Genomic DNA, 13,750 nt, shown 5'->3' on the forward strand with positions numbered 1-13,750 from the left:
CTGAACGGCCAGGGGCTCCACTGACAAGCATCATCCGGCAGGGCAAGGAGCACCAACGCAGTGCTGCAAGGGGGGTGCGCTCAGCCCGCCGGACGCGGGGAGTGCGCGAGGACGAGGGCGAGGACCGCGTCCCCCGCCCGCCACACCGTCGCGCGACGCCGGCCGCCGAGGACGGGCGGGCGCAGGCCGAGGACCTCGACGAGGCGCGGGGCGGCGCCGAAGATGCTGCTCCGGTCGGCCTTGACCGCGGCTTCCTTGAGCGCCCAGGCGCCGGCCAGGGCGCATCCCTGCAGGATGCTGTCGTGGGCGAGGGAGTCGTGGATGACGAGGTCCCCGGGCCCGACGAGGTGACCGATCACGGTGACGTTGGTGGCGTGCCCGTTGGCCAGGGTGACCGCGGCCCCGCACGAGAGCCGGTCGGCGAGTTCCGCCTCGAGTTCCAGGTGGAGGGGACGGCTGCCGGACAGCAGCCGGCTGGCGGACACCGACGTGCCGCAGCGCTCGATCGCGTCCCGGGCCGCCTCGCTCACCTGGGGGTGCGTGGCCATGCCCAGGTAGTTGTAGCTGGAGAACGAGAGGAGTTCCCGGCCGTCGATGACGGTCGTGTCCGTCATACCGCGTTCGTGGACGAGGAAGTAGGGATTGGGGACTCCCAGCCCGTTGAGCGCGGCGATGCACTCGCCGTGGGCGGTGACCTCGGGGAAGCACTCGATCCGCGTGTGCTCCTCGGGCAGCGGGGCGGTGGGCAGGTCGGCCGGCGGCGCCGGCCGGTCCTCCTCGCCGTGGCCGGCCCGCTGTACGGGGAAGGCCGCGGGTACGGCGTCCGGTGCGGCCTCGGGTACTGCCTGCGGTGCGGCGGCCGGCGCCGCGTCCGCGCCGCAGGAGTGCGCGATCATCGCGGCGATCTTCCCGACGGTCGGCCGGTCGGCGGCGCTCTCGTCGAACGTCCACTGCGGCCACTGCCGGGTGAGGGCGGTGAACAGGTCGGTCAGCATCAGCGAGTCGAAACCGAGCTCGTCGATCAGCAGCTGGTCGACGCGCAGGTGGCTCACCGGGAACGCGCTGATCCGGGCCACGTGCGCGAGCACGCCGGCGGTGGTCTCGTCGATCTCCCCGGCCGGGGAGGGCTCCTCCTCGGCCGGCGCGCGAGAAGCGGGCGGGTCGGCGGGGGCGGCGGGCACCGGCGCGGCTTCCACCGGCTCGGTGATCTCCGCGGCCGGGTTCCGCGCGGGAAGGGCCTCGGCGACCCGGGCGATCAGTGCCACCTGCTGCCGGACCAGCTGGAGCAGTTCACCCATCGGGTCGTCCGTCGGGTCGTTCACGTCCGCGTTCACAGGTGCGTCCATCGGGGTCTCCTCGGGCGTTACGGGCTCGGGCGTTACGGGCTCGGGCGGGAGGGCCGCGGCGCCGGCGTCCTTCCTCTTGGAGGGGCGCCCGCCCGGCACCCAGTAGGACCGGGTGTCGAGCTTCGCCACCGGCAGGTCCAGCAGGCGGCGGTCCTCCCGGGGCACCAGGGCCCGCGGGTCGACCGGGGCGCCCAGGACCGCGAGCCGGGCGAGGGCCCGGACGAAGCCGCGCCCGCCGTCCGGTGCCACCTCCCCGGCGGCCACGACGTGCACGTCGCCGTGGCCCGTGAGGTTGCGGCGGACCGAGGTGAGGAGCGAGCTGCCGCCCGTCACCTGGAGGAAGACGCGGGCCCCCTGGTCGTAGGCGGTCCGGACGGCGTCGCCGAAGTGGACCGGAGCGGACGCGTGACGGGCCCACAGCCCGCGCAGCTCATCCGGGTCGGCGCAGACCTCCGCGCTCACGGACGAGACGAACGGCAGGACGGGCCCGGCGATGCGCAGGGCGTCGAGGTCCGCGCGCACGGTCTCCTCGGCGGAGGCCAGCCGCGGCGAGTGGAAGGCGTTGGACACGTCGAGCGCGACCGTGACCACCCCGGCCTCGGCGCAGGCCCGCCGCACCGCGGCGAGCCCGTGCGGCGTACCGCTGACCACGACCTGCCGCGGCTGGTTGAAGCAGGCGAGCCACACGTCGTCGATGCCGGACATCAGCCGGCGGCAGGTCTCCTTGTCGGTCTGGACGGCGAGCATCCCGCCCCCGAGGCCGGTCTCGGCCTGGCGGAGGGCCGCGCCCCGGTGGACCAGGAGCCGGACGGTGTCCTCGTCGGTGAGCGCTCCGGCCGCCGCGGCGGCGGCGAACTCCCCGACGCTGTGGCCGAGGGCGAGGTCGGGCGCGATGCCGCAGTGGGCGAGGAGCCGGGTCGCGGCGATCTGCACGGTGCCGAGCAGCGGCTGGCACACATCGGTGCCGGTCAGCCGGTGACTGAGCTCCTCGGGGTCGCCGTGGGCGGCCGAGGACTCGCCGTACAGCAGGTCCGCGAGGTCGAAGCCGGCGTCCCGGCGGGCCACGGCGCTGAGGACGTTGACGTCCGTGCGGAAGCCCGGGAACCGTTCGTAGAGGTCTTGCATCATGCCCGGCCGCTGGCTGCCCTGACCGGGGAAGAGGAAGGCGATGCGGCGCTCCGCCCCGGGCAGGGGAGCGTCGGCGGCGAAGGCGCCGTCACCGAGGTCGCCGCGGGCGCCTTCGGCCAGCTGCCCGCGGGCACGGCGCAGCCGCCGGGTGAACTCCTCCGTGCCGGCCGCCACGATCGCGAGCCGCGTCTTCAGCGGCTCCCGCGCGCCCAGGGTGTGGGCCAGCGCGGCGATCGGCACGGGGCCGGCCTCCTCCAGCATGTCGAGCACCTCGTCGATGTGCTGTTCCAGCAGCTCGGGGCTGCCGGCCGAGAGGAGCAGCAGCTGGGGCCGGGGCCCTTCGGCGCGGACCGGGAAGGTGCCGGGGGCGGGGGCGGGCTGCTCCTCGAGCACCACGTGCACGTTCGTGCCGCCGAAGCCGAAGGAGCTGACGGCGGCGCGTCGCGGGGTGCCCGCGCTCGGCCAGGGCCGTGCGGTGTCGGCGAAGCGCAGGCCCGCGGCGGAGATGCCCAGGTCGGGATGGGGGGTGGTGTCGGGCTGCGGCACGATCGTGCGGTGGTGGACGACCAGGGCCGTCTTGATCAGGCCCGCGATGCCCGCCGCGGACAGGGAGTGCCCGATGAGGGCCTTGCCGGAGCCGAGGTAGCACAGCGAGGGGTCGTCGTCGGGGTACTCGGTGCGCAGCCGGCGCAGGGCCTCCACTTCGGCTCGGTCGCCGGTGGCGGTGCCGGTGCCGTGGGCCTCGATGAAGCTCACGGAGGACGGGGCGACCCCCGCGTCGTCGTAGGCCCGGAGCATGGCGCGCAGCTGGCCTTCGGCGGTGGGGACCAGCGGTCCGGGGGACGCTCCGTCGTTGGCCGAGCCGATGCCCTTGATCACCGCGTAGACGCGGTCGCCGTCCGCGAGGGCGTCGGCGAGCGGGCGTATGACGACGGCGCCGGCGCCCTCGCCGAGGACGAAGCCGTCGGCCTCCTCGTCGAAGGGACGGCACACCCCGGTGGCGGACAGCGCGCGGAGCCTGGAGAAGCCGACCAGGCTGTCCGGGGTGAGGTTGAGGTACACGCCGCCCACGACGGCGATCCGGCAGGTGCCCTGGCGCAGCTGGGCGACGGCCTGGTCGAGGGCGACCAGTGAGCCGGAGCAGGCGGCGTCGACGGCGAAGCTGGGGCCGCCGAGGTCGAACTGCCGGCTGACGGTGCCGGACGCCATGTTGAGCAGGCTCCCGGGCAGGGTGGAGGAGTGGATGGTGCCGAGCTCGGCCGCCTGCTCCCTGACGGCGTCGAGGTCGCCGGGGCGGTCCGCCCCCCGCATCCCCTCGGCCAGGCAGATCGCCCGCAGGGGGGCCGCCATCAGGTCCTTGTACTCGGACACCGATATTCCGAAGAAGACCCCGGTGTTCTCCCGGTCGAAGTCGCCGCGGCCCATGCCCGCGTCGTCGAGGGCCTCGCGGGCGATGTCGAGCATCAGCCGGTGCTGCGGGTCCATGGACCGGGCCCGCGCGGGCGGCACCCCGTGGTGCAGGGCGTCGAAGCGGTCCACGTCGTCCAGGAACGAGACCTGGTCGGTGTACGCGGCGTTGGGGGCCGAGCGGTCGCCGGGCTGGTGGAAGGCCTCGTGGTTCCAGCGCTCCGCCGGGACGGCGGAGAACTGGCGTTCCCCGCCCATCAGGAGCTTCCAGTAGGCGCGGATGTCGGGGGCGCCGGGGAAGCGGCAGCCGAGTCCGGTGATGGCGATGTCGGTCATGACGGGTCTTCCTTGTCGTGCATCCCCCGGACGGGGCCGGGGTTGCGGGAGGGGGACGTGCGGGAACGGGGGTGTGCGGGAACGGGGCGGTCCGGGTACGCGGCCTGCGCCCCGGTGGTCAGCGGCGCGCGGGTGCGCGGGCGCGGTCGTGGGGGCGGACGGGTGTACGGACCGAGGTCCGGCCCTGTGGAGGGCACCGGCCCGGCGGGCATCTCCGGAGCGGCGGCGGACGGGACGCCGGGCGCGGCACCTTGCGCCTCGGCAGCTTCGGCGACCACCAGTTCAGGCCGCCCGCCAGACGCATGAGCGCCGGTACGAGGACTCCGCGGACGCGTCGCGAGCGCGGCGGAGACCGTGGCGGCACTGAAGACGATCGTGTGGCCCGCCGTGCGCACGGTCCGGATCGCGGCGTTGCGCGGCCGGTACCCGTCGGCCAGCTCCTCGCGGAACCGCGAGACGATCAGCAGCCCGTAGTCGATGCCCAGCCCCAGGCCGAGCGCGGTGGTGAGGTTCAGTGCGAACACGGACACGCCGGTGACGGAGCCGAGGACGCTCAGGACCAGCAGTGTCCCGGCAATGGCCAGAACCCCGATCAGCAGGGGCAGAGCAGCGGCCACCACACTGCCGAACACCAGGACCAGCAGGATCAGGGTTCCCGGCAGGACGACGGCCTCGGCGCGCTTGAGGTCGGACTCCGAGAGGTCCTGGAGCTCGGCGTCGACGAGCGCGGTCCCTCCCACGTGCAGGGCCAGGGCCGTCCCTGGAGAGGCCGGGGCGGCCAGTTCCCGCTTCAGTTCCTTGACCCGGGCTCCGAGCCGCTCCCCCTCGCCGTCCACGTGCGCGACCACCATGGCCGCGTCACCGTCCCGGCCGCGCAGCTCGGCCGCGCCGCCGGTCCAGTACGAGGTCACGGCGCTGACGTGCGGCCGGGCGGCGAGGCGGCTGGTCAGGGCCTCGCCCTCGCTGCGGGCCGCCGGGTCGTCCACGGAACCGCCGCGGGCCTGCGCGACGACGACGAGGTTGGGGGACGCCCCCAGGCCCTCGGCCGCCAGGTGGGCGGCGCGGCTGGACTCGGAGCGCGGGTCGTCGTATCCCTGGGTCTTCAGCCGGCCGGTCGCCCCCGCACCGAAAACGGCGGACACGACGAGGAACACGAGCGCGGCGAAGAGCACGAGTCGGGGGCGGCGGGTCACGAAGACCCCTGCGCGACGGGACACGGATGCCTCCGATCCGGGTGGCGTATCGGTCCTGTCCTGCACTGGCGCAGGACGGTCGATTTCCACCGTGCCCGGAGGAGTGACGGGGTCGTAGCCCCGGCTGTTCGTACCTTGACAGGGGCCGGCGGGACCGCTCTCGCGGTCGGCGGAGGCCGTCACCGCAGGCCGGACACCCTGAAGACGGTGCGGGCGGTCTCCCGCTCGACGTGCTCGACGTGCTCGGCCGGCTCGCGCAGCGCGGTGGAGCCCAGCTGCAGCGTGCCGCGCTCGACCGAGGTACGGGTGTCGGCGTCCAGCCGGCGCCACATCGCGGGTTGAGGGTCAGGACGGTCGGATCGATCTCGACGCCGCTTCCCTCGGTGTCCCGGAGCAGGAGGCGCTGGGCCACGCCGTCGCACCACTGCAGGGAGGCCAGGGAGTCGGTGCGGACACTGCGCCCGACCAGCAGTCCGCGGGTGCTCAGCCGGCCGGCCCGTACGGAGACCCGGGGCGGCAGCAGGATCACGAACAGCAGCGCGGCCAGACCCGCCCAGAGGGCGCCGCGGAGCACGCAGAGCTCGCCGGTACCCGCGTCCGGCACGAGCAGGGCCGCGAGCAACAGCGCGGCCGTGCAGATCGCGGAACGTCGCGCACCGGCCCAGTGGATGTCCTCGGCGAGTCTCGATGAGCTTGATGCCGATGAACGGGGCGATCAGACCGCCCACCCCGTAGAGGCCGAGGTTGCGGCGGAGCATCTTGTCGGCGCTGGTGGGCCGGTAGGAGTGGCCGCACGCGCAGCAGGTTTTCCACAGGTTGCGGTGAGCGGAGCAGGGGTGTCGGCGGGTGCCGCTAGGCTTCTCGAATGGCCGCTCCGGACACCACCCACGAAATCTCCGATGCCCTGCAGGTGCTGCACCGCGTCTTCGGATACAGCTCCTTCCGCGGCGAGCAGCAGGAGATCATCGACCAGGTCGTCGGCGGTGGTGACGCCCTCGTCCTGATGCCGACCGGTGGCGGCAAATCGCTCTGCTACCAGATCCCGGCGCTCGTCAGAGACGGCACGGGCGTAGTGATCTCGCCGCTCATCGCGCTCATGCAGGACCAGGTGAACGCGCTCACCGCCCTCGGAGTGCGGGCCGGGTTCCTCAACTCCACACAGGACCCGTACGAGCGGCAGGCCGTCGAGCAGGCCTTCCTCGCCGACGAGCTGGACCTCCTCTACCTGGCCCCCGAGCGGCTGCGCAGCGAGGGCACCCAGCGGCTGCTCGACCGGGGCAAGGTGTCGCTCTTCGCGATCGACGAGGCGCACTGCGTCGCCCAGTGGGGCCACGACTTCCGGCCCGACTACCTCGCGCTGTCCATGCTGCACGAGCGCTGGCCGAAGGTGCCGCGGATCGCGCTGACCGCGACGGCCACCGAGGCCACCCACGCCGAGATCGTGGCGCGGCTCGGTCTGGAGGACGCCCGGCACTTCGTCGCCAGCTTCGACCGGCCGAACATCCAGTACCGGATCGTCCCGAAGAGCAACCCGCAGCGGCAGCTGCTGGACCTGATCCGGACCGAGCACGACGGGGACGCCGGAGTCGTCTACTGCCTCTCGCGGGCTTCGGTGGAGAAGACCGCGGCCTTCCTGGCGGAGCAGGGCATCGACGCCGTGGCGTACCACGCCGGAATGGACGCCCGTACGCGCGCGGCGAACCAGGCGCGTTTCCTGCGGGAGGACGGGGTCGTCGTGGTGGCCACGATCGCCTTCGGCATGGGCATCGACAAGCCGGACGTGCGGTTCGTGGCACACCTGGACCTGCCGAAGTCGGTCGAGGGGTACTACCAGGAGACCGGCCGCGCCGGCCGCGACGGGGAACCGGCCACGGCGTGGCTGGCCTACGGCCTGCAGGACGTGGTCCAGCAGCGCAAGCTCATCGACGGCTCCGAGGGCGACGAGGCGCACCGCCGCTCCCTCGGCATGCACCTGGACGCCATGCTCGCGCTCTGCGAGACGGTCGACTGCCGCCGGACGCGGCTGCTGGAGTACTTCGGGCAGTCGGGCGAGCCCTGCGGCAACTGCGACACCTGCCTGACGCCGGCCGAGTCCTGGGACGGGACGGTCCCGGCGCAGAAGCTGCTGTCCACGGTGTGGCGGCTCGCGCGGGAACGGCGCCAGAAGTTCGGCGCCGGCCAGATCATCGACATCCTGCAGGGCAAGAAGACGGCCAAGGTCATCCAGTTCGACCACGACGCGCTCTCGGTGTTCGGCATCGGAGCCGATCTGAGCACCGCGGAGTGGCGCGGGGTCGTGCGCCGGCTGCTGGCCTCGCGGCTGCTGGCGGTGGAGGGCGACTACGGGACGCTCGTGCTGACCGATGACAGCGGCGAGGTGCTGGGCGGGCGCCGCAGCGTTCCGATGCGCAAGGAGAAGACGCCGGCCGGCCCGGCGAAGAAGGAGTCCGGGTCGCGCTCCGGGAAGGGCGCCCGCGTACCGGTCGACCTGCCGGCCGGGGCCGAGCCGTTCTTCCTGGCGCTGCGCGCCTGGCGGGCCGCGACGGCGCGCGAGCAGGGCGTACCGGCGTACGTCGTCTTCCACGATGCGACGCTGCGGGAGATCGCGACGCGACTCCCCGCCACCGAGGCGGAGTTGGGCACCATCGGCGGGGTCGGCGAGGCCAAGCTCGCCAAGTACGCCCAGGGCGTCCTGGACGCCCTGGCGGAGTGCAACGCCGCCGGTCCTGCCGCTGCTGCCGCCGGGCCCGGGCCTGCCGCCGCCGCGCCGCACGCCGAATCCGCCCGGCCGGCCCCCGCCGGCCCGGCCGACGAAGAGCCGCCCTTCGACCTGGACGAGGAACCGCCGTGGGACGACTGGCAGTAGCCGGTCCGCAGTGACCGGTTCCGGCACCCGGTAGGCACGTCGCCCGGCAGGCACGTCGCCCGCCGGGCGCCCGCGGTCAGGATGCGATCGGGTGACGGGCCAGGAACCGGGCCAGGGCCTCTGCGACGGGCCGGGACCGTTCGATGTGGAGCAGGTGTCCCACCCCGTCGATGACGCACTCTTCGATGTCGGGCACGTTCGAGCGGAGGAACGCCGCGACCTCGACCCACAGAGGTCGGGTGTCGCTCCCCAGTACGGACAGCACCGGCCGGCGGACCGCCGCCGCGTTGTCGGGCCCGAACCGCCACTCGGCCAGGGCGGGGAGCTCGATCCCGAAGAAGGTGTCGGCGTCCTTGACCGCCTGCTCGACGCTGCCCGGCATGCGCTCGTCGAGCAGGGCCCGGCAGCGTTCCGGCTCCATCCCGCTGACCAGGGACAGGAACAGCCCGAGGGCGCGCTCCGCGTCCCCGTCGGCGTACGCCTGGAACGCCGGCCCCGCCTGGGCGAAGAACGCCTCGCCCGCGGGCACCGACAGCAGGGAGAGCTCCAGCAGGGCGACCGTGGCGATGCGGTCGGGGCGGTCCTGGGCCAGCTGCGCGGCGACCGCCGCGCCGCTGGAGTGCCCGGCCACGTGGACGCGCTCGATGCCGAGCCGGTCGAGCAGCGCGATGGCGTCGGCGGCGTGGTCGGCGACGGAGACCGGCCCGGGCGTGTGGGTGCTGCCGCTCCAGCCCCGCTTGTGATAGCGGATGAGCCGGTGGCTCCCGGCCAATGCCGGTTCGGCGACGAGCGGGGCGAACCCGTCGGCGAGGACCGGGCTGATCAGCAGGACCGGCTCCCCGGATCCGCAGACCTCGTGTTCCAGACGGATGTCGTTCACCGTGACGGTGTCCATGATGTCCTCCACTGTGGTTGTGGCTCACCATGGAGGCGTAAGCGGGCCGGTTACCGCCGTAATCGCCCCCCCGGGTCCCGCACGGCGAAGGAAGACGTCCATGACTGATGCCTCCGGCGACGGTGCCGCGCTGGAGCGGGCGCGGAACGCCGCGGCCCGTGGCGCGTGGGCCGAGGCGTACGGCGGCTATCTGGCGGCCCGGGAGCAGGAGGGCGGGCTGGGCCCGGCGGAGCTCGCCGAGTTCGCCGGCGTCGCCTATGCCGCGGGGCACCTCGACGTGACGGTCGAGACCTGGGAGCGGCTCCACGCACGGCTGGCCGGGCTCGGTGAGGACGACGCGGCGGCCGGAGCCGCCGTACGGGTCGCCATGCACCTGCTGTTCGACACCGCGCTCATGGCACCGGTACGGGGGTGGCTGCGGCGGGCCGAACGCCTCCTCGATCCTGCATCTGCGACCTCCGCGCACGCGTGGTTCGCGGTGGTGCGCACCTTCGAGCGTCTTCTCAGCGGCGACCTCGACGCGGCCCGGGACTGGGCCGGCCGGGCGGTCGAGACCGGCTCGCTCACCGATCCGGCGGCAGCGGCGCTCGGGCGCGTGGCCCAGGCCCGGCTGGTGATCCTCGACGGTGACGTCGGGCGGGGTCTGGAGCTCCTCGACGACGCCGGAACGGCGGCGATGTCCGGGGACCTCGATCCGCTGTCGACCGGAGTCGTCTACTGCGAGCTGGTGTGCGCCCTGCAGGGCCTGGCCCAGTACGACCTGGCCGAACAGTGGACCGAGGCCATGGAGCGCTGGGCGCGCACGAACGCGATCGGCAGCCTGCACGGCCGGTGCAGGGTGCACCGGGCGGAGATCCTGCGCCTGCGCGGCCAGTGCGCGAGCGCCGAGCAGCAGGTGCTGCTGGCCTGCGACGAGCTGCGCCCCTACCTGCGCCGCGAGCTGGGCTGGCCGCTGACCGAGCTGGGCCGGATCCGGCTGCGGCGGGGCGATCTGACCGGCGCCGAAGAGGCGCTGCTCGCCGCGCACCGCCTCGGATGGGATCCCGAACCCGGGCTCTCGCTCGTCCGGCTCGCCGGAGGCGACATCGACACGGCGGCCGCCGCGATCCGGGAGGCGCTGGCGCGGCCGCTGCCGGTCCCGTCGAAAGAGCTGCCCCCCACCACCGAGCTGCGGCGGGCACCGCTGCTGGACGCCCAGGTGCGGATCGCCCTGGCCCGCGCCGACGTGGAGACAGCACGGGTTTCGGCCCGCGAGCTCGCGGAGGTCGCCCTCCGGTTCGAAAGCAGCGCGCTCGCCGCGGCGGCCGTACGGGCGCGCGGCGAGGTACTGCTGGCCGAGGGCGACGCGGCCGGCGCGTCGGAGCTGTTCGCCGATGCCGTCCGTGCCTGGAGCGACGTCGGCGCCCCCTACGAGGCGGCCGAGTGCGGCTGCGGCTCGCGGACGCCCAGGGCGTCCTCGGAAACCTCCGGGCCGAGAACCTGGAGCGGGAGACGGCGCGTACGGAGCTCGAACGGATCGCCCGCGCGCCCGCGGCCGACGAGCCGCCTCCCGCCACGTCCGGGCCGAACCTCTTCGTCCGGGAGGGCGACTACTGGAAGGTCGTACTCGACGACCGGCGGGTGAGCGTCCGCGACAGCAAGGGCATGCACCACCTGGCCCGGCTGCTCGCCGCGCCGGGCCGGGAGTTCCACGTCCTCGACCTCGTGGCCGCCGACAGCGACGACCCCGACGCGGCCGCCGGACTCTCCCGGGCCGGCGACCTCGGCCCCCTCCTGGACGACCGGGCCAAGGACATGTACCGCCGAAGGCTCGACGAGATCGAAGAGGACATCGAGGAGGCCCGCGCCGACAACGACATCGCCCGGCGGGAACAGGCCGAGCTCGAACGCGAATTCCTGATCGCCGAACTCGCCCGGGCCGTCGGGCTCGGCGGACGCGACCGGCGCGCCGGCTCCGCCTCCGAACGGGCCCGGGCCGCCGTCACCCAGGCCGTGCGCAAGGCCATCGGCCGTCTCCGCGAAGCCGCGCCCGAGCTCGGCGACCACCTCGACCGCACGATCCGCACCGGCACCTACTGCGCGTACGTCCCCGACCCGCGCGTTCCCTCCCCGTGGTCCGTCTGACCAGTGGCGGCGCCGGCCCGAGTCCTGCCGGATCAGGCGGGACCCGGTGGGGGATCCCGCCTCCTACGGGTACTTTCGTAGCCACGACCGGCGTGGGGGAGAGGGACCTGTGGACGAGCGGCTCGAAGCCGAAGGCGAAGTGGCGGTGGCGCGGCTCGCCATCGACAGCGGCGATCTGCCGCACGCGGCGGCACACCTCGGCAACGCACTCACCGCCGACCCCCGCCACCCCGACGCCTACGAGGCGCTCGCCGAACTCGTCGCGGCCGCCGGTGGTCACGCCGCCGCGCTGCGGCTGTTCGCCGACGACGAGCCCGCCATCGGTGCGGTCGCCTGCGTCGCCCAGCTCCACGCCGCCGTCGGGGACTGGGAGCCCGCCGTCGGCGTCCTCGCCTCGGTGATCGGAGCCGACCCCGCCCGCCCCTGGGCCGAGGTCGCCTGGCTGGCCGACCCGGCCCTGCCCGGCCGGCTCGCACCGTCCGCCGTGGCCCAGTCCGTCGCCCGGATATCCCGCACCCTGCCCGAACCCCTGCCGCCGCCGCTCCGCGAAGGGGTCCAGCCCTTCTACACACTGGTCAGGGCCTGCGTCGCCGCCCACCCGGAGCACGTCCTGCTGAACACGCTGGGCTCCACCCTGGCCCGCCGCTTCGGCGACGCGGCCGACGCCGTGGCCTGGGCCGAGCGTGCCCAGCGGGCCGAAGCGGGCCACTGGCCGGCCATCGTGCTGGGCGCCGCGCTGCGCGCCGCCGGGCGGACTGACGAGGCCCTCGCCGTCTGGGAGGCGGAGATCGCCCGCGACCCCACCGACCTGGACCTGTACGTCGACGTCGCGGAGCTGTACGGGCGGACCGGCCGCCACGCCGCCGGCCTGGCCTGGCTCGAACGTGCCCTCGCCGCCGAACCGGACCACCCGAAGGCCGCCCCGGCCGTGTTCGCGCTGCGCCACGCCGTCGACGGCGGCACCGCGCACCTGCTGGCCCTCGCCGACCACCTGCGCACCCACCCCGAACACGGCTACGCCGCCCAGCTCCTGGACGAGCTGTGCGAGGACCAGCCCTGGCTCGGCCACGTGCATCCCGCCGCCGAGGCGAGCGTCAACGTGCTGCACCAGATGCTCGCCGAGGCCGACGCCGCCCGCGACCACGAGATCCAGCTGCTCTCCTCGAACCTGGAAGCCCCCAGTACACGGCTCGCCGTACGCATGGGCTTCCCGCGAGCGCAGATCGCCTACCAGGCGGTGGCCGCTCCCGATCCCCGGGAGCCGCAGCGCCGGGTCGGCGTCCGGCTGTGGGAGTTCGGCGGCCCCGAGGGACTCGACGCCCGGCCCGCCGTCGCCCCGCCGACGCCCGAAGCCGCCGAACGCGTGCGCCAGGTCGCCGCGTTGAGCTGGGCCGCGCCGGGGGCCGCGTACGACCACGCCGTACGCCTCGCCGACCTGAGCGCCGAGGACCTGCTGGCGGTCTGCGTGCACCCGCCGCTGCCGCGCGAGGGCGACCAGGGCGCGTACCTGCTGGGCCGGCAGCCCGAGATGTGGGTCCGCGCCGTGCAGACCTTCGCCTGCCTGGGCCTGGCCCACCACCGCGCGGACGAGCCCTGGGAGGGCTCCCGGCGCAGGGCCCTGCTGCTCGACCTGCTCTTCGGCCCCGAGGACTGGACCAACGAGGCCGCGGGCTTCGCGCTGCTCGCCACCGCCTGGGTCGACCCCGCCGTCCGCCGGGACGTCGGGCACCAGCTCGCCGACCGGATGATGGGGGTGGGCAAGGCCTGGCAGCAGCGCGACGCGACGATCCTCGCCTCGCTGTGCCGCCTCGTGCAGGCATGCCCCTGGCTGGAGCCCACCTTCCTCGAACTGGCCGCGAAGATGCTGACGGCGGTGGCCGAGTACGACGCACAGGTCCGGGACGACGACGAAGACGAGCGACGTCGCGCGGAGATCACCGCCGCGATGGACGCACGGCGGGCGGGCCCCCCGGCGGCGCCGGCACCGCAGGGCGGCCGGGAGAGCCGAAAGCGCCGGTCCCTCCTCGACCGTCTCCGGGGCCTCGGGCGCTGAACCGTCGGGCGGGGTGGCTGCTGGATCAGGTGCGGTGCGGGGCCAGGACGCAGAACTCGTTGCCCTCCGGATCGGCGAGCACGGCCCACGTCACCTCGGGGCCCTGTCCGATGTCGGCCGGGCGCGCGCCGTGCGCCAGGAGGCGGCGTACCTCCGCGTCCTGGTCGTCGGGGCGGAAGTCGAGGTGGAGGCGGTTCTTCACCGTCTTGGCGTCCGGCACCGGTACGAAGACCAGCCCCGGCAGCCGTTCGGGGGCCGGGCGGATCTCGTACTCGTCCGGGTCGTCGTTCACGACGACCCATCCCAGGGCCTGCGCCCACCAGTGCCCCAGGGATGCCGGGTTCGCGGCGTCGACGACGAGCTGCTCCCACTCCACTGCCATGCGCCGAGCGTAGGCCCCGG

General features: G+C 74.4%; 9 protein-coding genes. 4 read left to right on the forward strand and 5 right to left on the reverse strand.

Going from position 1 to position 13,750, the window contains the following annotated elements:
* Positions 1-80 precede the first annotated feature (80 nt).
* The 3 genes from OG332_RS38325 to OG332_RS38335 form a co-directional block, all read right to left on the reverse strand.
* A complete protein-coding gene (locus tag OG332_RS38325; RefSeq protein WP_327417747.1) occupies positions 81-4,217 on the reverse strand; it encodes a type I polyketide synthase in 4,137 nt (1,378 codons plus the stop codon).
* Positions 4,214-5,434, reverse strand: a complete 1,221-nt coding sequence (locus OG332_RS38330) for an MMPL family transporter (RefSeq protein ID WP_327417748.1) — start codon at positions 5,432-5,434, stop codon at positions 4,214-4,216. The genes OG332_RS38325 and OG332_RS38330 overlap by 4 nt, the downstream gene beginning before the upstream one ends.
* A 155-nt stretch (positions 5,435-5,589) precedes the next feature.
* Positions 5,590-5,742 carry a hypothetical protein gene (locus OG332_RS38335; RefSeq protein ID WP_327417749.1) on the reverse strand — a complete coding sequence of 51 codons (153 nt, stop codon included), beginning with the start codon at positions 5,740-5,742 and terminating at the stop codon, positions 5,590-5,592.
* Positions 5,743-6,275: 533 nt separating this feature from the next.
* On the opposite strand from OG332_RS38335, the gene recQ reads away from it, so the two are divergent.
* Entirely contained in the window at positions 6,276-8,276 is a 2,001-nt protein-coding gene (recQ, locus tag OG332_RS38340; RefSeq protein WP_327417750.1) for a DNA helicase RecQ, read from the forward strand.
* A gap of 76 nt (positions 8,277-8,352) precedes the next feature.
* On the opposite strand, the gene OG332_RS38345 is transcribed toward recQ, so the two are convergent.
* On the reverse strand, positions 8,353-9,171 hold the full coding sequence (locus OG332_RS38345; protein ID WP_327417751.1) for an alpha/beta fold hydrolase: 819 nt from the start codon (positions 9,169-9,171) through the stop codon (positions 8,353-8,355).
* A gap of 100 nt (positions 9,172-9,271) precedes the next feature.
* On the opposite strand from OG332_RS38345, the gene OG332_RS38350 reads away from it, so the two are divergent.
* The 3 genes from OG332_RS38350 to OG332_RS38360 all read left to right on the forward strand — a co-directional run bounded on the left by OG332_RS38350 (position 9,272) and on the right by OG332_RS38360 (position 13,348).
* Complete coding sequence (locus tag OG332_RS38350; RefSeq protein WP_327417752.1) at positions 9,272-10,795, forward strand: hypothetical protein; 1,524 nt, start codon at positions 9,272-9,274, stop codon at positions 10,793-10,795.
* Positions 10,792-11,295, forward strand: coding sequence for a hypothetical protein (locus tag OG332_RS38355; RefSeq protein ID WP_327417753.1), 504 nt, complete (start codon positions 10,792-10,794; stop codon positions 11,293-11,295). The genes OG332_RS38350 and OG332_RS38355 overlap by 4 nt, the downstream gene beginning before the upstream one ends.
* A gap of 109 nt (positions 11,296-11,404) precedes the next feature.
* The gene (locus OG332_RS38360) at positions 11,405-13,348 is read left to right on the forward strand and encodes a tetratricopeptide repeat protein (protein ID WP_327417754.1); all 1,944 of its coding nucleotides are present in this window, start codon (positions 11,405-11,407) and stop codon (positions 13,346-13,348) included.
* A 25-nt stretch (positions 13,349-13,373) separates the two neighbouring features.
* On the opposite strand, the gene OG332_RS38365 is transcribed toward OG332_RS38360, so the two are convergent.
* Positions 13,374-13,730 (reverse strand): VOC family protein, encoded by a 357-nt coding sequence (locus OG332_RS38365; protein ID WP_327417755.1) that lies wholly within the window; start codon positions 13,728-13,730, stop codon positions 13,374-13,376.
* Positions 13,731-13,750 lie beyond the last annotated feature (20 nt).

The sequence above is a fragment of the Streptomyces sp. NBC_01233 genome (assembly GCF_035989305.1).
GTDB lineage: Bacteria > Actinomycetota > Actinomycetes > Streptomycetales > Streptomycetaceae > Streptomyces.

Bases quoted from the DNA above. Each gene is read 5' to 3' on its own strand.
- recQ (WP_327417750.1), top strand. From the start codon at position 6,276: ATGGCCGCTCCGGACACCACCCACGAAATCTCCGATGCCCTGCAGGTG.
- OG332_RS38365 (WP_327417755.1), bottom strand. From the start codon at position 13,730: ATGGCAGTGGAGTGGGAGCAGCTCGTCGTCGACGCCGCGAACCCGGCA.
- OG332_RS38345 (WP_327417751.1), bottom strand. From the start codon at position 9,171: ATGGACACCGTCACGGTGAACGACATCCGTCTGGAACACGAGGTCTGC.
- OG332_RS38350 (WP_327417752.1), top strand. From the start codon at position 9,272: ATGACTGATGCCTCCGGCGACGGTGCCGCGCTGGAGCGGGCGCGGAAC.
- OG332_RS38335 (WP_327417749.1), bottom strand. From the start codon at position 5,742: ATGTGGCGCCGGCTGGACGCCGACACCCGTACCTCGGTCGAGCGCGGC.
- OG332_RS38325 (WP_327417747.1), bottom strand. From the start codon at position 4,217: ATGACCGACATCGCCATCACCGGACTCGGCTGCCGCTTCCCCGGCGCC.